Origin of the sequence: Emticicia sp. 21SJ11W-3, from assembly GCF_024138715.1 — a bacterium.
Taxonomy (GTDB): domain Bacteria; phylum Bacteroidota; class Bacteroidia; order Cytophagales; family Spirosomataceae; genus Emticicia; species Emticicia fluvialis.
Genome location: NZ_CP092074.1, coordinates 527,243 through 550,725, shown reverse-complemented (window position 1 = coordinate 550,725; position 23,483 = coordinate 527,243). Strand labels below are relative to the sequence as shown.

15 protein-coding genes and 1 tRNA gene are annotated in these 23,483 nt (G+C 45.0%); 8 read left to right on the top strand and 8 right to left on the bottom strand.

The window, feature by feature from the left end:
* Positions 1–15: 15 nt before the first annotated feature.
* The 5 genes from MB380_RS02240 to MB380_RS02220 form a co-directional block, all read right to left on the bottom strand.
* Complete coding sequence (locus tag MB380_RS02240) at positions 16–1,593, bottom strand: glycoside hydrolase 43 family protein (RefSeq protein WP_253532848.1); 1,578 nt, start codon at positions 1,591–1,593, stop codon at positions 16–18.
* Positions 1,590–3,242 (bottom strand): glycoside hydrolase family 43 protein, encoded by a 1,653-nt coding sequence (locus MB380_RS02235; protein ID WP_253535507.1) that lies wholly within the window; start codon positions 3,240–3,242, stop codon positions 1,590–1,592. Before MB380_RS02235 ends, MB380_RS02240 begins: the two co-directional genes overlap by 4 nt.
* Positions 3,243–3,291: 49 nt before the next feature.
* A complete protein-coding gene (locus tag MB380_RS02230) occupies positions 3,292–5,748 on the bottom strand; it encodes a glycosyl hydrolase family 95 catalytic domain-containing protein (protein ID WP_253532846.1) in 2,457 nt (818 codons plus the stop codon).
* A 341-nt stretch (positions 5,749–6,089) separates the two neighbouring features.
* Positions 6,090–7,640 carry a RagB/SusD family nutrient uptake outer membrane protein gene (locus MB380_RS02225; protein ID WP_253532844.1) on the bottom strand — a complete coding sequence of 517 codons (1,551 nt, stop codon included), beginning with the start codon at positions 7,638–7,640 and terminating at the stop codon, positions 6,090–6,092.
* Positions 7,641–7,673: 33 nt separating this feature from the next.
* Complete coding sequence (locus MB380_RS02220) at positions 7,674–10,805, bottom strand: TonB-dependent receptor (protein WP_253532842.1); 3,132 nt, start codon at positions 10,803–10,805, stop codon at positions 7,674–7,676.
* Between the two features lie 230 nt (positions 10,806–11,035).
* Here MB380_RS02220 and MB380_RS02215 point away from each other — a divergent pair, with 230 nt between their 5' ends.
* The gene (locus MB380_RS02215) at positions 11,036–14,332 is read left to right on the top strand and encodes a VCBS repeat-containing protein (RefSeq protein WP_253532840.1); all 3,297 of its coding nucleotides are present in this window, start codon (positions 11,036–11,038) and stop codon (positions 14,330–14,332) included.
* Between the two features lie 111 nt (positions 14,333–14,443).
* On the opposite strand, the gene MB380_RS02210 is transcribed toward MB380_RS02215, so the two are convergent.
* Positions 14,444–14,519, bottom strand: a tRNA-Phe gene (locus tag MB380_RS02210).
* Positions 14,520–14,711: 192 nt separating this feature from the next.
* On the opposite strand from MB380_RS02210, the gene MB380_RS02205 reads away from it, so the two are divergent.
* Both MB380_RS02205 and MB380_RS02200 read left to right on the top strand, forming a co-directional pair.
* Positions 14,712–16,046 carry a 4Fe-4S dicluster domain-containing protein gene (locus tag MB380_RS02205; RefSeq protein ID WP_253532838.1) on the top strand — a complete coding sequence of 445 codons (1,335 nt, stop codon included), beginning with the start codon at positions 14,712–14,714 and terminating at the stop codon, positions 16,044–16,046.
* A gap of 192 nt (positions 16,047–16,238) precedes the next feature.
* Positions 16,239–16,391, top strand: coding sequence for a hypothetical protein (locus tag MB380_RS02200; protein ID WP_253532833.1), 153 nt, complete (start codon positions 16,239–16,241; stop codon positions 16,389–16,391).
* A gap of 61 nt (positions 16,392–16,452) precedes the next feature.
* Here the strand turns inward: MB380_RS02200 and trxA are convergent, their stop codons facing one another.
* Entirely contained in the window at positions 16,453–16,752 is a 300-nt protein-coding gene (gene trxA, locus MB380_RS02195) for a thioredoxin (protein ID WP_253532831.1), read from the bottom strand.
* 228 nt (positions 16,753–16,980) lie between these two features.
* On the opposite strand from trxA, the gene MB380_RS02190 reads away from it, so the two are divergent.
* The 5 genes from MB380_RS02190 (at position 16,981) to MB380_RS02170 (ending at position 22,522) form a co-directional block, all read left to right on the top strand.
* Complete coding sequence (locus MB380_RS02190) at positions 16,981–18,114, top strand: glycoside hydrolase family 88 protein (protein ID WP_253532829.1); 1,134 nt, start codon at positions 16,981–16,983, stop codon at positions 18,112–18,114.
* A 99-nt stretch (positions 18,115–18,213) separates the two neighbouring features.
* Positions 18,214–18,894 (top strand): response regulator transcription factor, encoded by a 681-nt coding sequence (locus MB380_RS02185; protein ID WP_253532828.1) that lies wholly within the window; start codon positions 18,214–18,216, stop codon positions 18,892–18,894.
* Complete coding sequence (locus tag MB380_RS02180; RefSeq protein WP_253532817.1) at positions 18,894–20,270, top strand: HAMP domain-containing sensor histidine kinase; 1,377 nt, start codon at positions 18,894–18,896, stop codon at positions 20,268–20,270. The genes MB380_RS02185 and MB380_RS02180 overlap by 1 nt, the downstream gene beginning before the upstream one ends.
* 96 nt (positions 20,271–20,366) lie before the next feature.
* Positions 20,367–21,308, top strand: a complete 942-nt coding sequence (locus MB380_RS02175) for a hypothetical protein (RefSeq protein ID WP_253532815.1) — start codon at positions 20,367–20,369, stop codon at positions 21,306–21,308.
* A 56-nt stretch (positions 21,309–21,364) separates the two neighbouring features.
* The gene (locus MB380_RS02170) at positions 21,365–22,522 is read left to right on the top strand and encodes an endonuclease/exonuclease/phosphatase family protein (RefSeq protein ID WP_253532813.1); all 1,158 of its coding nucleotides are present in this window, start codon (positions 21,365–21,367) and stop codon (positions 22,520–22,522) included.
* On the opposite strand, the gene MB380_RS02165 is transcribed toward MB380_RS02170, so the two are convergent.
* The gene (locus MB380_RS02165) at positions 22,523–23,422 is read right to left on the bottom strand and encodes an SDR family oxidoreductase (RefSeq protein WP_253532811.1); all 900 of its coding nucleotides are present in this window, start codon (positions 23,420–23,422) and stop codon (positions 22,523–22,525) included. It abuts the gene before it with no gap.
* Positions 23,423–23,483 lie beyond the last annotated feature (61 nt).

Sequence of the window (23,483 nt, the reverse complement as noted above, 5' to 3'; positions counted from 1 at the left end):
AAGAGGCCATACGGTTTATGGATTGCTTGAAATAGTATCTGTGATCCTGAAAAAATCAAAGTCGGCAAAGCCGCCTGGCTGCTTAGTAGCATAATTAAAAAGCCCGAATCGGTAGCCCATAAAATGGGGTATGGTATAAGGCATTTTCAGGGGTTCGCCAATTCGTTGCCAGGTTTTGCCATCAAGGCTGTAATAAAAAAGGGCAGTATCTTTTCTGTCTCTGAAATTACATTCGGCTTTCAGGTAAACCGTACTTCGGGTAAGCGGAATACGTTCAATCTCAACGGGTTTACCTGTATTGGCACTTATCATCACAAGTAATTTACCTTCTGAGGTAGCTTTTACACCCACCAGCCCATAGTTTTTCTGCAATAGGCCCAGACCGGCGAAATCGCCTTCTTTCAGATTTGAAACATCAAGTAAAGTAGAGCCTGATGACTCAGGCCCTACGGTTCTTTGGGTAAGTGTATTGCGTGCTAAAACAAAAGAAGTATCCAGTCTACCTGTTTTTAATCTTAAAAAACCTTTGCGGTCAGTTACCGACCACAAGGTATTATCGGGGTTGTGGTTCCATTGCCAGACCAAAGGCAAGGCAGGCTCACCTTTTTTGCGTGTAAACTCATCTGAATGCACTATTCCGGGAATCAGCCCCTTTCCTGCCGGTAAGTCCAGCGTTTCCGGTACTTTGCCGTTTTCGCCCAGCACCGGCCAGCCGTCTTCCCATTTGACAGGCACCAGATACGGAATCCGCCCCACTCCACCAAAATCACGGAACAGGTAGGCAAACCAGCGGCCGTCGGGCGTATCTATCAGGCCGCCCTGGGCCACACCCAAATCCTGCAAGGCCACGCGCCCTTCCCACGGGCCGGTAATTGTATCAGCCCGGTGAACCAGTACCGTACGCATGCCACCCCGGGGCCATACAATATTAAAAAGGTAGTACTTACCGTTTACCTTGAACAACTGCGAGCCCTCGGCACCAAGCATAATTTTATCGCCAGCAGGGGCATTGGCATTTTCAATAAGTGTCTGGTTAATGCCCCCTTTTTTAAGGCCGGACACATCGGCATTCAGCTCTATGATACTCAGTTTACCGTTTCCGTAAACCATGTACACCCGGCCGTCGTCATCAAAAAACAAGCTGTGGTCGTGCAGACTTGGTGCAAATGACACCTCTTTCCAGGGGCCTTTTTCTATATTTCTGGTGCTATAAATATGCGTTTTGCCGGTTGTTTGCGCAAAAGTGGTAACATAATAGATACCCTGATGATACCTGATACAGCTTGCCCACGAACCCCGCCCGTAAGTACCCTTGCCATCTGTCAGATTCAAAGCCGGAATATTGGCCAGGGTGTCATATACATAGCCCATCATCTGCCAGTTCACTAAATCGGTGGACTTCATCAGCGGAACCCCCGGGCTCATGTGCATGGTGGTGCTGCTCATGTAGTAATTCTTGCCTACACGTATCATGGCCATGTCTGGCACATCGGCATAAATAATCGGGTTTCTTGCCTTACTTACCTGAGCCTGTACGCTAGGTATAATACCCAGAGCCAGGCATGTTACCCATATTTGTACTAGTCTTTTCATTTCAGCATGGGGTCATTACCACTGTATTTGAAAAACCTGAAAGAAGCGCTGTTCACTGAGCTTTCACCAGTTGAGGTGGCATACAAGCCAAACACACAGCCAATGAAACTACCCGCCTCTTTGGTACTCAGGAATTTACCATCTACTTTGTCTTTTAGCAATTGCCAGTTTTTCGCATCTGTTGAGTAGTAAAAGCCGTAGTCTGCACCGGCAGAGGTGATTCTGAAAAACACTTTGCCTGTATTGGTGGTCAGCGGAACTTCGGTTATTAAATCGGTCGATTTCCCTTTCGGCTGGCTTTTATAAAGCTGAATTACATCTTTGCCTTCATTTTTTGATTGCGCAATGAAGTAATAATGGCGTTCGTCCTGAAAAATCACCAGCCCTGCTTTTTCTTTATCAGACCCGGGCGTAAAGCTCAACTGTGTTTCGGCAGTACTATTCAGGTGCTGCTGGCGTCTGCCCACAAAAGCAGGATTACCGAGTTCTGAAATCGTTTCTGGTTTTAGTTTCAGGGTTAAACCGGTGGCCTTTGAGGTTTTGAAAGCGCTGCTGTCAACCGTACGCATAAACAGCCATGAGTAGTCTAGTCCTTTGTCAAAAGTTATGGTGTACTGAAAATTACCCGATTGCGGTAAACCACCTTTGTGTTTTATTTCTTTAATGCCTATTTTATAGCTGTACGGAATGGCCTTTTCGCCATGTTCAATCATCGGCCAATCGTCTTTCCAGGTAACCGGGGCGATGAAGGTTTCGCGACCCGTATTGTAATAATCTCCCTCATAAGGGCGCACGGCCAGAAAAATGCTGTACATTTTGCCATCTGGGCCTTCAACAAACTGTGCATGGCCTGCTGATGTGATCGGGTAAGGCCTGTTGGCAGGTAATTCTCTCTGGGTTAAAATCGGGTTTCCTTCAAAGGGTATGTAAGGCCCCCATACTGATTTACTGCGTAGCACCACTTCAGAGTGGTTAACAGAGGTACCCCCTTCGGCTGCATATAAATAATACCATCCGTTACGTTTCAGAATATGCGGACCTTCTATCCAGACAGGTTTTTTAGAAAGATCTACACCGCCGTTTACCAGTTGTTTTTCTTCGCCCACCACCTTCAGATTCTGATAATCAAATTCATACATCCTGATTGTTCTATGGCCTGAATACAGGGGTTTTCTGTCTGGGGCATCGCTGTTATAAATGATATAGGCTTTGTCGGTTTCTTCATCAAAGTAGATAGACGGATCAATACCTCGCACTTGCGGAATCTTCACCGGATTGCTCCAGGGGCCTGCCGGATTTTTGGCCGTTACCACAAAGTTGCCGTCATGGTCTATGTCGGTGCAGGTAACATAAAAAGTACCTTTATAATAGCTGATGGCCGGTGCAAACAAGCCACGGGTCATGCGTTCGCCCATAAAATCAAGTTGAGACGGGCGGTCAATCACATTTCCTATCTGTTTCCAGTTTTTCAGGTCTTTGCTGTGCATAATGGGCAGACCCGGAAAATAGGAAAACGTTGAATTGACGATGTAATAATCCGGCCCTACCTTTACTATACTCGGGTCAGGATAAAACCCGGTAAGAATAGGATTTACTATGATGGTTTGTGATTGAGCAAAGCTGATGGTCAGGCATAAAAGCGTAATCATTAAAAGCCTGGAAACAAGGGTCTTCATTTTTGTGATTTTAAATTTTGGTTTACAATCCGGTTAGTTCAATGGTTTGTCCTTTCCGGGTGGATATATCAAATAATCTGGTCTCTTTCAGAATCAGCGGCTGGATGGTCGATTGCCCGGAAATAATAGCCTTTGGGGTATCGTCCACCTCGAAAAATGGATTAGGGTTTTTACCAACGGCCGGTTTAAGTATTTTTCCACCAGCCAATTGCACATCATTAGGCAGGCGCAAGCGAAGGTTGCCACCTAAGGTAGATTTTACCGTTAGCCTGGTTATTTTGCCTTTTTCCCATTTCATTTCTACAAGCTCGAAACCCCCTCTGGTTCGCAGGCCTGCAATACTGCCTGTTTGCCATACATCCGGCAGGGCAGGCAATACATGAACGGCACCGTCTGAGCTCTGCATCAGCATTTCGGTAATGCCTGAGGTACAGCCAAAGTTTCCGTCTATCTGAAAAGGCGGGTGGGCATCAAACAGATTATTGTAAGTACCGCCACCGTCTTTATTGGTTCCCAAAGGTGTAAGTTGATTCTGAATCAGAGAATAGGCATGGTTGCCGTCCTGCAATTTGGCCCACCAGTTTACTTTCCAGCCCATGCTCCAACCGGTAGACACATCGCCCCTTTGTATAAGTGTGTTCTTTGAGGCTGCAAACAATTCGGGTGTACGGTAAGCCGAAATCTGGTTGGAAGGATACAAGCCATACAAATGAGAAACATGGCGGTGATGGTCGTTGGGGTCGTCTACATCGTCCAGCCATTCCTGCAACTGATTATGCTTGCCAACCTGCATCGGCGCCAGCCTGCTTCTTACCTGCAAAAGGGTATCTACCAGCGACTTGTCTTTATTTAACAAACCGGCTGCCCTGATGGCGTTGTTGAGTACATCCATTACTATCTGGTTGTCCATAGTTGTGCCGGCATCCAGAGATGAGCCGCCGTGGGCAGCCGGAGCGTTTTCAGGCGAATTACCCGGATTCACCACCAGCCATTTGTATTTGGGGTGCTCAACCAGAAAATCAACATAAAACAAAGCGGCATCTTTCAGAACCGGATATACCGACGCCAGAAAGGTTTTGTCGCCGGTGTAGAGGTAATGCTCCCACAGATGCTGACTTACCCAGCCGCCGCCTGCGGTCCACATACCCCAGAAAGCCCCGTCTATGGCGCCGGTGGCCCGCCAGATGTCTGTATTGTGATGGGCCATCCACCCTCTGGCTCCATACATGCTTCTGGCTGTTTCTCGGCCTGTTACTGCCAGTTCTTTAACCATGGTCAGGAACGGCTCATGCAGCTCTGAAAGGTTTGTTTTTTCGGCCGGCCAGTAATTCATCTCAGCATTGATATTGATGGTATACTTGCTGTCCCAGGGTGGGTTGACACGGTGGTTCCAGATACCCTGCAGATTAGCCGGCTGCCCGCCGGGTTGAGATGAAGATATCAAGAGGTAGCGACCATACTGATAGTACAGGGTTACCAGGTGGGGGTCGTTTACGTTTCTGAAGTTGCGGAGGCGTTCGTTGGTAGGCGCCTGAGCGGCAGGCGTAGTACCTAAATCAAGTTTTACCCGATTGAAGAATTTCTGATATGCCGCTACGTGGGCATTGAGCAGGGCGGCATAGGTTTTGCTGCCGGCCTTGTTCATATACTCGGTGGCGCGGCTGTTCTGGTCACCGCTGATGTCCTGATAATTATTAAAATTAGTAGCAACTGAAATAAAGATAACCGCCGCATTGGCGCCTGTCAAGGTCAGGGTACTATCGGTTAGTGTCAGATGCCCCCCCTCCGGCTGAATACGGGTAATACCCTTAAAGTTAACCAGTCCTTTTACGGTTTCGTGGTCATTGGTTGTACCTGCTATGGTTAGTTCGCGGTTTGTGGTGGTGGCAACGGTTTTTCTTTTTTGCGGAGACGAATACCCTGCCGTAAATGACAACTGGCCTGCCTTGCTGGCCGAGATTCTCATTACAATAACCCTGTCGGTCAGTGAAGCAAATGCCTCCCGGGTATAGACCACCTCGCCTACCTTATAACTGGTTTTGGCAATGGCCTTTTCGATGTCTAGTTCGCGGTTATAATCTGTATATTTTTCATGCCCCTCAAACAAAAGGTTGAGGCTGCCTACGGGTTCAAACTTTTGTCCGTGCGATTTCCTGGTAATAATGGCTTTGTTGGCCAGATTCTCTGCTTCCTTGTGCTTACCATCAAAAATCAGCCTTCTTATTTCTGCCAGGTTCTCAAGCGCCAGTGGGTTATCGTTTCTGTTAGGGCTTCCACTCCATACTGTATGTTCGTTCAACTGAATGATTTCTTTCTCCACATTGCCGTATATCATGGCACCCTGGCGCCCATTACCAATAGGTAGTGCGTTTTCCCAGGTATTGCCGGATGGCTGCTTATACCAAAGTTTTAAAGGAACCTGCCCGGATGCTATTCCTTTTCCGAAAATGAACAGGATAATGAGTAGTTTTTTTTTCATTAGAATGGATAGTAGTCAATAGAAATTATCTGGATTCAGACGTGTAATTTTTACTTGGATTGAATATGTGTCATTTATACACAAATATACTTATTAATACTGCTCAGCCAAATTTTTGTAGAAAAAAAAGAATTAATTTTACATTTTTAATTTTGCCTGGTCATCTGCCAGCACTACCATTTCACTGAAGAGGGCTTTTTTGTACGGAGTCGGAAAAACTTTAAATAATTGAAAATCAGGCAAAAATTGTTTTGGGTAGCATCGCCCAAGTGTTTACACGGCTATCACATCAATCAGGTAAGAATAGACCGCCTTTCAACGGTCTATTCTCAGGCTTTGCATTAATAGCCCGGATTCTGGTCTTTAGGATCAATCTTCGGATTATTATCAATTTCTGTTTGTGGCAGAGGCAGTAATTCATGCTTGCTTGCTACAAAATAAGAAATAGGTTCTGCTGTGGCTTTTTTGTTTTTCCGCCATCTGATAATATCAAAGTTACGCACCTGCTCGGCAGCCAGTTCTACATAGCGCTCATGCTGTAGGGCTGCAAATACCTGTGCTTTTGAACCGACAGGATAATTGGCTGTTGGATAAGGAGGCATATTTACCGATGCTCTGGCACGCACCTGATTCATCAGCTGAATCGCCCTTGTCGAATTACCCAATTCGTTCTCACATTCGGCCAGCATCAGCAATACATCTGCATAGCGCATAATTCTCATATTGATACCGCTGGTGGTGAATCCTGAATTTGACTTATAAAGCACCGAATATTTTCTCCAGCTGATTTTAAGCGTTTGTCCGTTTAACTTTGACGAATTACCCTGCACATTTTCGTCTTTCATTACATCGTTACCGTTATTGAATTTATCTCCGGCCTTCCAGAAAGACATATCAAAGCGCGGGTCGTTTTTGGCATCACCCTTAACTGTGCTTTCATAGCTGTTAATCATTTTGTCAGACGGTATCAGGTTTCTCCAGCCAATAGGCGAATACTCCTGTGTTCTGATGGTTTCTTCCTGAGCACTGGTTCCGTCGCCATCCGGGCCACTCCAGTTAAAGGCACCATTAGACGGCGAAAACACGACTTCGAAGATGGATTCTGAGTTAAACTCGCCTTCCTCGTTAGTCAGGTCAAGGTAGTTATCAACCAGCTTGTAAAGGCCGGAGCTCACTACTTTTTCAAGTTCGGCTTTAGCGCTGGTGTAGTCGCCCAGTTGCAGGTAAGTACGGGCAAGCAATACCTGTGCGGCACCTTTGGTGGCACGGCCATATTCACTGGCTGCGTAGGTAGCAGGTAGCAGGCCTTCGGCCGCTTTAAGGTCATCAATTACCTGTTTGTACACATCTTGCTGGCTTGATCTGGCCTTGGCGCCCTCAACAGACTTAACGTATTCAGTATAAAGTGGCACACCGCCCCATAGGGTGGCCAGTTCATAATAAGCCCAGGCGCGCAAAAACTTCGCCTCGCCGGTTACACGGTTTTTTATGGCAGTAGAGAAAGACGCCCCCGTGGTTTTATTGGCACTCTCAAGCACCACATTGGCACGGTGGATGGTTCTGAACCAACCTGTCCATACTGAATTAGCAACAGAGTTAGCGGGGTCGTTCACCCCAATAAGTAACTGGTTACGGGGGGTTTCAAGCTGCCCGCCACCTGTGGCCATTTCATCGCCTCTCAGGTCATGAACAAAGAACCACTCACGGGCTGCAAGGCCAAAACCCTGAATAATGGCATAAGCGCCATTCACACCAGCTACCAACTCATTATCGTTCGTAAAATATGTCTCAAAAGTTACACCGTTCGGATTTACCTTGTCCAAAACAGAGTCATTACAACTCATCACGGTGGCCAGGCCTAATAAACCTGATAACAATACTGTTTTTTTCATTTCGAAGTATTTTAAATCTTTTTTGGCAATTTCTTAATTAAAACCAAGGTTTAAACCAATAGTAAGCGTGCGCGCCTGAGGGTACATACCGTAATCTACCCCATTGGTAAGCAGGTTACCGTTTCTTGAGGCAATCTCAGGGTCATAGCCGCTATACTTGGTAAAAGTGAGCAGGTTCTGGCTGGTAAAATAAATTCTGGCTCTGGTAAGCACATTATTGGTCAGCTTAGAAATTTTGTCTGATGGTATGGTATAACCTACGGTCAGGTTTTTCAGGCGCAGGTACGATCCATCTTCAATAAATCTGTCAGAAGTTCTTGCATTCTGGTTAGGGTCACCGCTAACGGCTCTTGGCACATCTGTGTTGGTGTTAGATGGTGTCCAGGCATTTAGCACATCAGTAGTGGCATTGAATAGTCTTAACATACCCTGACCAATCACCTTGGTTCCATTATAGATTTTATTGCCTTGCACACCCTGGAAGAACAATGAGAAATCGAAGTTTTTGTAGGTTCCTGAGTAGTTAAGACCATAAGAGAATTTAGGCAGGTAGCTGCCCAGATAGGTTCTGTCATTGGCATCAATCTTACCGTCGTTGTTCAGATCTCTGAACTTGATATCGCCGGGCTTGGTAGCCTCGTTCTGATACGGAGTGCCTGAATTACCGTCTGCACCGTTGGCCGCCGCTATTTCGCCTTCATTTTGGAAGATTTTCTCTACCTGCCAGCCGTAGAACGACTGTAACGAACTCCCTGCTTCTGTGCGGGTGATGTCAAATCCACCAAAATCGGCATTGTTACCTGCATTAATAGTAGCATTTGGCGTATCTAGGCTTAATACTTTATTTCTTACCAGGTCAAAAGTTCCTGTAATGGTTGACTTGAAGTCTTTTTTATCAATATGATAACCCAGAGAAAGCTCAAAACCTCTGTTTTCCATGCTACCTACGTTGGCCAATGGGCTGTTAGAATATCCTTCTGAGTCTGGCAGAGGCACACGCAGCAATAGACCATCTGTTTTACGTGAGTATATCTCGGTTGAGATACTTACCTTGTTGCTGAACAACGAAAGGTCTAAACCCAGGTTTTTCATGGTTGTTTCTTCCCAGCTCAGGCCGGTGTTACCCAGGCTGTTGAAATAAGAGCCCAACTGAGAAGCATTACCGAACGAATAATTAGTGTTATTGGCTGAAATCAACGGTTGCCAGTCATAGTCTCCGATTGAGTTATAACCTGTTACACCCACACTTCCTCTCAGTTTCAGTTCATTAATAGCTACGATGTCTTTCATGAAAGCTTCTTCGCTGATTCTCCAACCCAATGAAACCGAAGGGAACGTCCCCCACTTATTGCCCGGTGCAAATTTTGATGAGCCGTCGCGGCGTACCGTTGCACTCAAAAGGTATTTGCTGTTGTACTCATAGTTTAAACGACCCACATAAGACAACAAGGTGTTTTCAGAACTTGAGGTATTACCGTTAATATTGGCGGCGCCTTGTATCTCTTTAATGTTATTGTCAGGTCTCTGGCCGGTCAGGTTGATAGACTTGAAGGTAGCATCCTGTCTTTCAAGCACCGCGGTAGCGTTTACGTAATGCTTTCCGAAGGTTTTATCGAAAGTTAGCTGATTAGTAAGTATGGTAGAAAAATACTGCCCTCTGTTCTGGGTAAGCTCGGCTGTCTGGCGGCTACGGTTACCGTCGTTATAAATAGGCACAAACCCGTTGAAAATAGAGCTTGAGTAGTCGCCACCCATGGTAAATTTGTAACGCAGCCAGTTAGTAAACTTCACTTCGGCATATACTGTACCCAACATTTTAAAAGAGCGGTCTATCTGGTCTTTTTGCTCCTGTACGGCAATACGCATCGGGTTTTCAGGGTCGGTTGCATCAAGCCCCTGTGCAGTAGTACTGTAACCACCCAGTTTTGTCGGATCGCTTACAGGCCAGTAGGGTACCATACGCATAATGTTCATTACCATGCTCCGGCCACCGGCATCTCTTTCGGCAATGCGTTTGTCTTGCGTCACCATCATGGTCTGCCCGATTGATATATATTTAGAAATGCTATGGTCTGAGTTTAACCGGATGCTCTGGCGGCCATATTCAGTAAATGGCAGGATACCCTCCTGCTTGAAGTTACCCAGCGAAAGGTAAAACTTCGATTTCTCGGTTCCGCCTGCCAATGAAAGCTGGTTGTTATGAATCGGGCCATTTTTAAACATTACATCCTGCCAGTTGGTCTGGGTTTGGGCAAATGTGGTAGTGGCGCCCTCATAAATTGGGGTGTTCATGGCCGAAAAACGACCCGGAATAGGTTGACCCGAAGCAGACAGCAAAGCTGTACCATATTTGATATACTGCTCGCTGTTCAGCAGGTCCAGGGTTTTCCAGGCAGATTGCGTACCCACGTAAGAGTCAAGGCTGATGGTAAGTTTACCGGCCTTTCCTTTTTTGGTGGTTATCAAAACAACGCCATTGGCCGCTCTTGAACCATAAATGGCAGAAGCGCTGGCATCTTTTAAAACTTCAATTGATTCAATATCGTTGGGTGCAATGGTATTTAAGCCCCCGGCAGGCACACCGTCAATTACATAAAGCGGATTTGGGTTCAAGCTGATGGACCCTACCCCTCTGATACGAACGGTTGGCTCAGCTCCGGGGCTGCTATTATTAACAATAGATACCCCTGCCACCCGGCCCTGCATGGCCTGCGTGGCGCTGATAACCGGTTGCGTGGCCAGCTCTTTGTTGGTGATGGATGACACTGCACCCGTCAGTGACGATTTCTTCTGTGTACCGTATCCAACTACCACGATTTCTTCCATCAGACCGGCATCTACATCCAGGGTTACGTTAATTTCCCTCTGATTACCAACTCTAATTTCAGCAGGTTTATACCCCAGGAAACTAAATATCAGAACAGACTCGCTGGAAGCCTTAATTTCGTAACGGCCGGCAGCATCGGTTACTGTTCCTTTGGTTTCGCCCTTAATCACAACATTTACTCCTTGAAATGCCTCGCCATTTTCGTTTTTGACTACCCCTCTGACCTGAGCCATCAGTGAGCCAACCGAAAATAAAGACATTAAGAAAAACAGCAACAGCCTTATCGACTTGCGTGATAAACCTCGCTGGATGGTCGGTTTGTAATTGTTTACCTTCATTTTTTAAGAGTTAAAATAAATTGTACAAATAGAAGTTTTATAAGGTTTTTTTATATAATTTTGATATGTGTCAAATACACACAAATCAAATATGTGTCAAATGTACACATAAAAACGATAAAAAAAACTAAGTATGATTTTTTTTTTATTAACTAGTACTTTTTTAACAATTACGCGTGCAGTTCTTGAAATATTTAATTAAAATCACAATCAATTTCTATAAATCAATCATGAAACCATCCCTATTATTTTTACTTTTACTATTATTTATCTCCGGGTGCCAAAAAAAAACCGCCAGGCTGTTCAATAAACTGGCTGTAACAGAAACAGGCGTTGATTTTGTTAATTCACTGAAGGCAAACGACTCGCTGAATGCTTTTACATTTACAAATTTTTATAATGGTGGTGGGGTTGGAATCGGAGACTTTAACAATGATGGCTTAATGGATGTGTTCCTGACGGGCAATCAGGTAAGCTCAGAGCTTTACCTCAATAAAGGAAACCTGAAATTTGATAAAATAACCAAACAGGCCGGGCTGTCAACCAACCGATGGTGCAACGGGGTTTCGATAATTGACATTAATAATGACGGCTGGGATGACATTTATATATCGGTAGCCTACCACCCCTCAATGGCTGACACACATAACCTGTTATTCATTAATCAAAAGACCTCTGCCCCCACTTTTAAAGAAGCTGCCGCCGCCTACGGATTAGATTACGCAGGCTACACCACCCAAACCGCCTTCTTAGACTATGACGGAGACGGAGACCTGGATGCCTTCTTATTGAATACCTCGCCTGATACCCAGAACCCAAGTTACCTGAGGCCGGCCATGAACGATGGGTCGCATCCTTCTGCCAGCAAACTTTTCAAAAATGATGGCACAACAGACGGGCATCCGGTGTTCAGAGATGTATCGGCAGAGGCCGGAATCATTTATGAAGGCCTGGGGCTGGGCGTGGTGGTGTCTGATTATAATAATGATGGCCGGCCTGACATCTATTGCTCGAACGATTTCCTGAGCTCAGATGCACTCTATCTCAATAAGGGCAACGGACAATTTGAGAATGTAATTAAAACCGCTATGCCTCACACGGCTTTGTCTGGTATGGGTATTGATGCCGCCGATATCAATCAGGATGGCAAAGTAGATATTTTTCAGCTGGATATGCTGCCCGAAGATAACGCCCGCCAGAAGCAAATGCTGGGCAAGCCCGACTACGACAAAAAAGAAATGAGTATACACGCACCATACAATTATGAGTTGCAGTATATGCGAAACATGCTTCAAATCAATGTGGGAAATGCGGGGGGGATTCCGCAGTTCAGCGAAAACGGATTATTGGCCGGTGTAGCCAAAACAGACTGGAGCTGGTCTACCCTTCTTTGCGACCTGGACAATGACGGACTCAAAGACATATTTATTACCAATGGTTATAGAAAAAACGTAACAGACCTGGACTTTATCAGCTATTACCGCAACAAAGATATGTTTGGCTCAAACAAATCGAGGGTAGAAAACCGTAAAAAGCTGATGGAAATGGTGCCAGAAATACCACTGAAAAACTATGCTTACAGAAACAGGAATAACCTTGATTTTGAAAATGTATCTGAAAGCTGGGGGCTGGATGAGTTGTCTTATGCCAATGGAGCCGCCTATGCCGACCTTGATAACGACGGAGACCTTGATTTGATAGTAAATAATGTAGATAGCGAAGCATCAGTCTTCAGAAACAATTCAGATAAGCAAAATAGCAGCCTTACCATTAACCTGAAGGGTGATGCCAATAATAAAGCAGGCATAGGAACGCGGATAACCGCCTGGATTGGCCATGAAGTGCTGTTATTTGAAAACTACCCTGTAAGGGGCTACCTGTCTTCCATGCCACGTAACATCGTAGTAGGTTTAGGAAAAAAGAAAAAAATCGACTCTCTGATGATTACCTGGCCTGATGGCAAAGTGCAGAAAAAATATGAAATAGACAGTACGACCACAACAATTACCCTGAAATATGAAGACGCAACAAATGGTAAACCCTCACCCCTGATTGCAGAAAAGCTTTTTGAAACAATTGACCATGCACCCGATTTTGAGCATAAAGACTTTACATTTATAGACTTTAACCAAACAGCCACCTTGCATAAAATGCTCTCGAAGCCCGGGCCGGCAGTAGCTAAAGCGGATATCAACGGCGACGGGCTGGAAGACCTTGCCATAGGAGGTGCTTTGTATGGCAGCGAAACACAGGTTTTTGTGCAGAATAAGGATGGGAAATTCAGCAGGATACAGGAAATACCCACCAGCCGTTTGATGGAAGTTGGGGCGATACATTTTTTTGATGCTGATAATGACGGAGACCAGGATCTGATTTTTGCCGGAGGCAGTTGCGAGCGACCTCTGGATATAGCAGAAGCCTACCGGCCACAATTATGGCTCAATGATGGCCGGGGCAATTTTAAAAACACGGCTGATTTCCCGCTATTACACGTAAGCAGCCGTACAATTACCACCCTTGATATTGACAACGACCACGACCTTGACATTTTTATTGGCGGGCGTGTTTCTCCAAATCAATATCCGGTTGCCCCTCCAAGCTATATACTCAGAAACGATAAAGGCAAATTTACTGATGCCACCGCTCAGGTTGCACCTTATCTGAGCAAGCTGGGAATGGTGTGCGACGCCGCCGCCATAGACATTAATCAAGACGGCTATACCGATCTGGTGGTAGTAGGTGAATGGATGCCCCTGACTACACTGATTAACAAGCGAGGGCAGTTTACACACACCCAAAAGGCCGGAACAGAAGGCTGGTGGAACACAATAGCAACTACCGACCTGAACCATGACGGCCTGATTGATTTAGTGCTGGGTAATGAAGGGTTGAACTCATTTTATAAGGCCACCCCACAACACCCGGTTGTGTTATTGGCCAAAGACTTTGATAACAACGGCAGAATTGACCCAGTTATGGGCCAGTATGTTAACAATCAATTGGTACCGGTGCATCCGCGCGACAACCTGAACCTACAAATCAACAGTTTCCGGAAAAGATACACCAATTTTAAAGACTATTCCGGCGTTTTGTTTGATGACCTCTTCAGCGAAACCGATAAGAAAGGGGCTATTGAGAAGCAAGCCTATGAACTACGCAGCTGTATAGGTATAAATACCGGCAAGGGCGGTTTCAGCCTTACGCCACTCCCCTGGCAGGCACAACAATCGCCCGTTTTTTCAATACTATCCGAAGACTTCAATCAGGATGGGCACCAGGACATACTTTTAGCGGGTAATTTCTTTGCCAATGAGGCCCATCAGGGCAGGCAGGATGCATCCAAAGGCGCCCTGCTGCTGGGCAACGGGAAGGGAGGGTTTCAGCCTGTTGACTTTGACCAAAGCGGCCTGAATTTTCAGGGTGACACCCGTAAATGTGTGTTCTTCAAAAAAACCGGAGTAATGCAGGTTTTTGCCAATGCAGGCAAGGTGCAATCTTATCAGCTTCAAAAAAAGGCTCACCCATAGGGTGGCATCCAAAAAAATTCACGGCCATGATGCTAAACAGCTTCAGAGCCGTGAATTTTTCATGTAAACAAAAAAAGGCTTTACGAATTTCTTCATAAAGCCTTTATTTTCTGGTGGTAATGGACGGAATCGAACCGCCGACACAAGGATTTTCAGTCCTTTGCTCTACCAACTGAGCTACATTACCTTATTACCACCATTCCCTGTGTTTTGGGACTGCAAAATTAGACAAAAACTTTTTATGAACAAATTTCAGGCAAAAAAAATCTTAAAAATTTTTACAACGCTTGCTTTATATGTTTTTTGACTATATTTGTAATGGTATGCAAGCATACTGTTTGGCAAATTACCAACCATTATTTTCCCAAATACTGATATCATGCAAGTACTCGCCCAGATATTATTTGTAGCCGCATTAGCAACCGCTGGTTTTTTTATAGGCCGCCGGGTAAAACTTATCAAGAAAACCATCCTGCTGGGCCAAGCCGAAGACCGTACCGACCGGCCGGCTGAGCGTCTTAAAACCATGCTATTGATTGCTTTCGGGCAAAAAAAGATGTTCAACCGCCCAATTGTAGGGCTGATGCACTTTATCATTTATGCAGGTTTTCTGATAATTAATATTGAAGTGCTGGAAATAATGCTGGACGGCATACTGGGCACCCATCGCCTGTTCTACCCTTTGCTGGGCAGTCTTTACGGTTTTCTGATTAATTTTTTTGAACTACTGGCCCTGGGTGTAGTAGCCGTTTGTCTGGTATTTCTTATCAGAAGAAATGTTATTAAAGTACCACGCTTTCAGGAGAGCCGTCACCGTGAAATGACATCCTGGCCCCGCACCGACGCCAATATTATATTGATAACCGAGGTATTATTGATGTGGGCATTTCTGAGTATGAATGCCGCAGACACCATTTTGCAGCAAAGGGGCCTTGGCCATTATGCAGAGGCATCAACGGGTAATTTTCTGGTTAGCCAATGGCTACAACCAGTTTTTAATAATTGGAGCGACACCGCCCTTGTTACCTATGAACGCATTGCCTGGTGGTTTCATATTCTGGGCATTATGGGTTTTGCTCTTTATGTTACCTACTCAAAACACCTGCATATCTTTCTGGCGTTTCCTAATACCTACTTTTCGAATCTTGACCCCAAAGGAGAAATGCACAACATGCCAGCTGTAACGAAAGAGGTGAAAATCATGCTGGGAATTGAGCAACCAGATGCAACACCGGCTGAAGTGGGCCGCTTTGGTGCTAAGGATGTAAAAGACCTGAGCTGGAAAAACCTGATGGATGCCTACAGCTGCACCGAGTGTGGCCGTTGCACCGCTGCCTGCCCGGCTAATATAACAGGCAAAAAACTGTCGCCACGCAAAATAATGATGGACACGCGCGACAGACTGGAGGAAATCCAGAAAGGCTGGTTACAAAACGGCTATGAATATGATAGCGGGAAAACCCTGCTGGGCGACTACATTACGGAAGAAGAAATTCTGGCCTGCACCACCTGCAATGCCTGCGTACAACAATGCCCTGTTAATATATCGCCGCTTGATATCATTCTTCAGCTGCGTCGTTACAAAGTAATGGAAGAATCTTCGGCGCCCGGGTCATGGAATGCGATGTTTTCGAATCTGGAAAACAACATGGCTCCCTGGAAACTTTCGCCGGGAGACCGATTCAACTGGGCAGAAAACCTCAACAACCCCTGATTAACCTGATTTTAGGTACCGGAAAATAACTTTACCATAAAATCAATTTTTAATGTAGAAAAACTTTGCACTTAGGTGATATTTTTTTTAACTTTACATAGAAGTAAACGTTACTGAACGGTATTATACCCATCAGAGCCACGTTTATTTAAGTAATCTTATTTACCTATTTACAAGTTTGCCTCTACCATTATGAAAAAATTCAATTCATCCATGTTTTTACAATGGATAATATTCATGCCACTTCTTTTACCTTTGGCCATTGTGAGCGGTGCCTTTGATGGTATCAAGCGTTTCTTTGAACAGGCAGCGTCTGACATTATTGAAAAAGAAATCATATCTTAATCTGCCCGTTTTATTACTACCTCTAAAGGCACATACGCTTAGAGTGGTTTCTCTTTTGCTGTTACCTGTACTTCTCAACAACACTTTTCAATTGCGGTAAAGACAATACGCCAGACTGCCGCCATTTAAGCTCACTGTTCTTAAAAAGCATTAATGTAGGCACCCCTGATATTTTGTATTTATTAGCCAGTTTCGGATTCCTGTCTACATCTATTTTTACTATCTTGAGATGATCGCCTGCTTCATGCGCCAATTGCTGTAAAGTGGGTGATAAAACCTTGCACGGCCCACACCATTCAGCAAAAAAATCAATAAGTATGGGCGTTTCTGAGGCTATCAGTTCTTCAAATGTTCCTGTCATAATTGTATAATTTCTATCATCAACAAAATACAGGCAGCCCGGGTTTCAGAAATCTCATAATTCAGCTTATTAAAGCTTCGCACTGCTCAGGGGCTTTTACTCACAACCCACACAGCACAGGAAAGTTACTCAACCCAAAACGTTATCTTTGTGTTTGGAAGCAGCCATTTATTATTGGCAAACGTCTTTTTATCATATTAGAAGTATATTATTCAGTAATCAAGCTCCATGAAGAAAATTATATCTGCATTAACTATCATTTTTTTGCTTGCCAGCTTTTGTGCCTTTGCGCAAAGCCTGCCTAAAAATCAGGATATCCTGAAAACCATCAACCTTGCCAACGAATATTTTATGCTCCGGTGGCCGGATGTCAGCAAACCCATTGCCGGACCAGACAAAACCAGACCCAGCAATATCTGGACCAGGGGTGTGTACTATGAAGGGCTGATGGCACTCTATAAAATTGACCCTCAAAAAAGATATTACGACTACGCAGTGGCCTGGGGAGAAGCCCATAAATGGAGCTTGCGCAATGGCGTTGCCACCCGCAATGCCGACGACCAGTGCTGCGGACAAACCTACATAGATTTGTATGTAATAGACCCTAAACCTGAGCGTATTCATGATATTAAGGCATCTATAGATAGTATGCTGAACAACCCAAAAAAAGACGACTGGTGGTGGGTAGATGCCCTGCAGATGGCCATGCCTGTGTTTGCTCAGTTGGGGGTTATATACGAAGACAACCGTTATTTTGAAAAAATGCACGAATTATATCTGTATACCAAAACCCGGCACGGTGAAAAGGGCTTGTATAATGAGGCAGATGGTTTATGGTGGCGGGACAAAGACTTTGACCCGCCGTATGCAACCCCGGCAGGCAAAAGTTGCTACTGGGCCCGGGGGAATGGCTGGGTTGTAGCAGCATTGGTACGTGTATTGGATATTTTACCCAAAGATGCCCCGCACCGCGATGAATATCAAAAAACGTATCTGGAAATGATGAATGCCCTGCTACCCTTACAACGGACAGATGGTTTCTGGAATGCCAGCCTGGCCGACCCGAACGATTTTGGAGGCAAAGAGTTAACGGGCACTTCGTTATTTTTATATGGCATGGCATGGGGCATTAACAAGGGTATTCTTGACCGCCGTAAGTTTTACCCGCCAATGGCCAAGGCAGCCCATGCCATCATGAACAACTGTGTGCATCCGAATGGATTTCTGGGCTATGTGCAGGGTACAGGCAAAGAGCCAAAAGATGGCCAGCCTGTTACCTATGATAAAGTTCCTGACTATGAAGATTTCGGGCTGGGGTGCTTCATGCTGGCCTTAACAGAGGTATATAAAATAAAACGCTGAGCGGGTACGCATTTTCTGCCGAAAACGCAGCTAAGTGTGCTTACTTAGCTGCGTTTTCGGTTTAATTTTATAATTTTGGTAAATCTAAAGCCACCAGACATGAAAATCTTAGTGATTGAAGACGAAGTACGAACCATTGAGTTAATCAGACAAGGCCTGGAAGAGCAGCAGTGGGAAGTTGATATAGCGTACGACGGTGCCATGGGTTTCCAGCTGGCCACAAGGCAGGTATATGCACTTATCATATCTGATATCATACTTCCGGGCATGAATGGACTGGAGCTTTGCCGGAAACTGCGCGAAGTAGGGGTTTCGTCGCCGGTGCTGCTTCTGACGGCTTTGGGTACAACTGACGACAAGATTGAAGGCCTGGATGCCGGGGCAGATGATTACCTGGCCAAGCCGTTTGAGTTCAGAGAATTGATGGCACGGGTACGCGCACTTACCCGCCGCAACATTGGTATTATGCATACCTCAAATACCCTGAAAGTTGCCGACCTGGAAATGGATCTGGACACCAAAACCGTAACACGCGCCGGGCAGGAAATTACCCTGACAGCCAAAGAATTCGGCTTATTGGAGTACTTTATCCGTAATCAGGGCAGGGTTATTGCAAAGGCCGAGCTGGCCGAAAAAATTTGGGATGTTACCTTTGATACAGGTACCAACGTGATTGAGGTTTATGTGAATTTTTTAAGAAAAAAAATAGATAAAGACTTTGAACCCAAGCTTCTGCACACACAAATAGGGATGGGCTATGTGCTGAAAGTAGTTTCCTGATGAAAAACATTCGCTCAAAGCTAACCTATCAGTTTGTCATACTGGTAACGGCGGTACTCCTGGTATTTTCTTTCGGGGTTTATTTCTTCAGTAAACTATACCTCGAAAAGCGTTTTTATAAACGCCTGCAAGACCGCGCCATTACCACTACAACTTTGTTATTTGATATACAGGCCGCCGATACAACGGTAATGAAACTGGTGAATGTATCAGACAAAGAACTATTAACCAGCGAAAGCATATCGGTTTATAACGAAACCCTCGAGCAGTTCATTTTTTTTACTCATCCTGCCGACACCAGCTTTCATAAAAAGCTACTCCCGCTGGTGGCATCTGCCGCACCGACGGCCTACACCAGTTATAATGATTATCAGGTGCTGGGCATCCATTTCGCATCCACCAAAAATAAAGGTAACTGGGTTATTGTGAGTGCCATTGACGCCACCGGGCATGAGGCACTGAAAGACCTGAAAAAAATTCTGATTGTAATGGTAGGCGTAGGCATTTTGCTGCTGGGTATTTCCGGCTGGCTTTTTGCCAATCGGGCATTGGCGCCTGTGTCGGGTGTTATCAGGCAGGTAAATCAGATTTTCCCGCGTAATGTCAAAAAAAGGGTAGAATACCCAAACCCTGATGACGAAATAGGCACACTGGTTGCCACGTTTAATCAACTGCTCGACCGCATTGAAGAAGCCCTGGTAACCCAGAAGATGTTCATTGCCAACGTGTCGCACGAGTTAAAGAATCCACTTACCAAGATTTATTCGCAGATAGAAGTAACACTGCTTCAGAAACGCAGCCCCGAGGCCTACGAAAAAAGTCTGAAATCGCTACAGGAAGACACCCGCACCCTTACCCAGTTGACCAACACCCTGTTGAATCTGGCGAATGTAGTGGCCAATGCAGAAAATGTAAAATACACACCTGTCAGGCTCGACGAACTCTTATGGGAGGCCAAAAGCCAGGTACAGAAGTGGCATGAAGACTACCAGATTCAACTGACCTTTGCCAATTTCCCTGATGATGAGAACGCATTAATTATACCGGGTAACGAAGCAGCCCTGAAAGTGGTTTTCATGAACCTGCTTGATAACGCCTGCAAGTTTTCAGACAATAAAACTGCTGTGGTCAACTTTTTTTCACACCCCGGCCAGATAACCGTATCGTTTTTTAACAGTGGCCCTGCTATTCCTAAAAGAGACATTCCATATATTTTTCAGCCCTTCTACAGAAGCAATGCCTCGGCCCAGGGTGTACAAGGGCACGGGGTTGGCCTGGCCATCGTATCGCAGATTGTTCGGCTGCACAATGGCGACATAAGCGTAAATTCTGACTCTGAGGGCACTACATTTACGCTCAGTTTCCCGCTTCAATAAATTTCAATCATATTTTAAGGTAAATTTAAAGTGAGTTTAACGGCTCTTTAAGTTGGGTTGTGTTAGTTTGTAGTTAACAAACTATTACTATGTATCATGAGTGCATCGGCAACACAAGGCGTATTCAAGATTTCGTTCGGAGTACTAACCGGTATCCTGGCATTGTTGGGTTACTTGTTTATGGGCGCCCGAAACGAGACTTTTGAGCTTCAGCAATCATTGACACAAAAGGTTGAGCAATTATCGGCCACCCAGGTAAAGCTGGATTCTATCTCAAAAGCGCTCGACGAAAAGATTGAAAAAATCAATCAGATGGGTGGCAATATTACGGAGTTGAAGCGCATCAGAGTACAGCTTGAAAACGATAAAAAACTGCTGAAGTCTGATTTAAACTTTTCAATACAGAAATATGACGCCAAAATAAAAGACTACGAAAATTTCCTTTCAGCCAAAGACAAAGAATTTAGTTTACTGAAAGAAGAAAACTCTCAGTTAAAAGAACGTACCCAAACACTCGAGTTTGAAAAGCAGGTAGTATTAACTGAAAACGAAAACTTGAAAACAGATAAAGAGTCTTTGTCGCAAACGGTGGCAGAGTACTCGGCTGAAAATTTCAACCTACAAAGGCAGGTAACCATGGCGTCATCCATGAAAGCCATTAATGTACAGGTTGCGGCTTTGTCGGCCAATGGCAAAGTAAGAGAAGCAACGCCTTTCAGAGCGTCTCGCATACATCGGCTGAAAATTTCTTTCATAATGCCTGCCAATCCAATTGCAGTTAAAAACAAAAAAGAAATTATTGTGCGTATTCTTGACGCCAACGGTGGCGTGGTAAGCGACAACACCGGCAGTGGCGTTTTTGATTTTGAAGGTGATGAGCTGGGTTTCAGCACCCGGCATAGTGTACAATTTGAAAACAATGACCAGAAAGTTGATATCATCTATACACACGATGCCCCCTATACGGCTGGCAAATATACAATAGAACTTTATTCAGAAGGGTTCAAGATTGGAAAAGGTGCATTTGAAGTGAAGTAGGCTGCCTCTGACGGCAAGCCCAGTGTTTAATTTCTAACCTGAAAACCAGAGGAAACATGACAGTATTAAACGGCTTTAAAATATTTGTATGGGCTATGATTCAGACTTTTGGAGAAATAGCCATAGTTGGGTTAAAGAGCATAGCCACCGTTTTTAAGAGATATCCACGTTCTTACATGGCATTGTTTTACCTGTTTATTACAATGGCCTTTTGCTATTACCCTATTTTTGGGCACTGGCTTACCGGATTTATTATGATGAGCCTGCCGCTTGCTGTACTGGCCGGTTTAACAGCCAGCAGTTATTTGCTTTATAAAAACCAGAAACTGATTGCCTCGGCCGGCTTTATATGGGTTTTAATGACCTTCCCCATTATTAAACGTTTTGTTGGCATAGGTAACAGCCAGCCAGACTTCGGGTCGGCACAATCATTAAAAGTGCTGAGCTTCAATAGTGAAAGTTTTGGCGGGCCAGACCGCAAGAATGTTAACTGGGCAACTTTAAAGGCAGACATTGCCTGTTTTCAGGAATACGTACCTAACGGCCATGTAGAGGAACAGTATCAGGATAAGTTTGAAAAACTGATATCGCTCGATGCAACCACCAGAGTAGGCCTGGCCTTGTTCTCACAGTATCCGATTATCAAGCAATACAGCAAAATCTGGGACCGTGACGGCCAGCCTAATATCAACGGTTTTATATGTGCCGACATAGCCTATGAGCAAGACACCGTACGGGTTGTAAATGTGCATTTGTGGTCGATGGGCGTGCGTATCAACAAAGCGGCAGATGCCTTCAAAAAAGGCCATATTGGTGAGTTTTTTGTTGAAATAAGCGACACATTCCGCCGTTTGAAAGAAGGATTTGAAGCCCGTGACGAGCAGATAAAAGAAGTGGAGTCTTATGTGGCAGGCAGTAAGTATCCGGTTATTATTTGTGGCGATTTCAATGAAATACCGTTCGGATATGCATACGGAAAGCTTCGCCTGAGCTTCAAAAATGCTTTTGAGGATGCCGGCCAGGGTCTGGGTTTTACCCTGAACCGCAAGCCTTACTGGGTTCGGATAGACCAACAGTTTTTTAGTGCCGACTGGCAGGTACAGTCGTGCCAGACCATGCGAGGCATTACGTTCTCAGACCACTTTCCGGTGGTGGCCAAATATGTACTTAAAAAATCTCTTGACAAACCAACCCCGCTGGTAGCTCAACGCTAATTACCGTTTAAACATTCTGGCCAGAACCTTATGATAGGTATTCGGAAAAACCCGAGCAATTAAATCAAGGGTTCTGGCATCTTTACCTACTATAATGCGTGGCCGGTCTTTTTCAATGCCAGCCAGTATAATAGCTGCGGCTCTATCGGGCGACATCTTCAGGGCGGCTTTTTCAAATTGTTTAATTGCTCTTCTGCCCTCTTCATTGTCTTTGGTGCGCCCCAGCCTTGAATTGGCCGCAATATTGGTTTTAATACCCCCCGGATGCACCGACGATACCTTTACACTGGTTCGTAGCAACTCTAGCTTCAATACATCAGAAAAACCCTTTACACCAAATTTGGCAGTAGAATAAGCCGAATTATTAGGCATGGCTGTTATACCAAAAACGCTCGACATATTGACGATGTGTCCCTGATTCAGTTTAACCATGTGTCTTAAAAAAGCCTTGGTCATTCGTACTACGCCCATCAGGTTAATATTGAGCAACCACTCAAAATCTTCAAGCGATGTTTCAAGAAAACTACCTGAAAACAGCGCAACCCCTGCATTATTTACCAGTATAATGGGTTCATGCGGATATTCATGAATGATATCCTTTGCAAAGCGCTTTATCTGCTCAGGGTCTGCCACATCAAGCAGATACTTTTTAATAGTACCAGATGCCAGTGCCAGGGTATCATCCAGCCCTGTCTGGTTTACATCTGTGGCTATTACTTTAGCTCCGGCAGCGGCGGCCTGTATAGCCAGTGCCCTGCCTATACCTGAGGCAGCCCCTGTTACAATAAATACACTGTCTTTTATCTGGCTCATGCCCTGTGCTATGGTTTTTACAAAAATAAAAAACCCGCCAGGATTATCCGCCTGGTTGACCAATAGTTTTACAAAAGTAAGATTCAACGGCTACGCAAAGCCAGAAAACAAAAACAGGGCAGGCGTTAAACACCTGCCCTGCCTGATT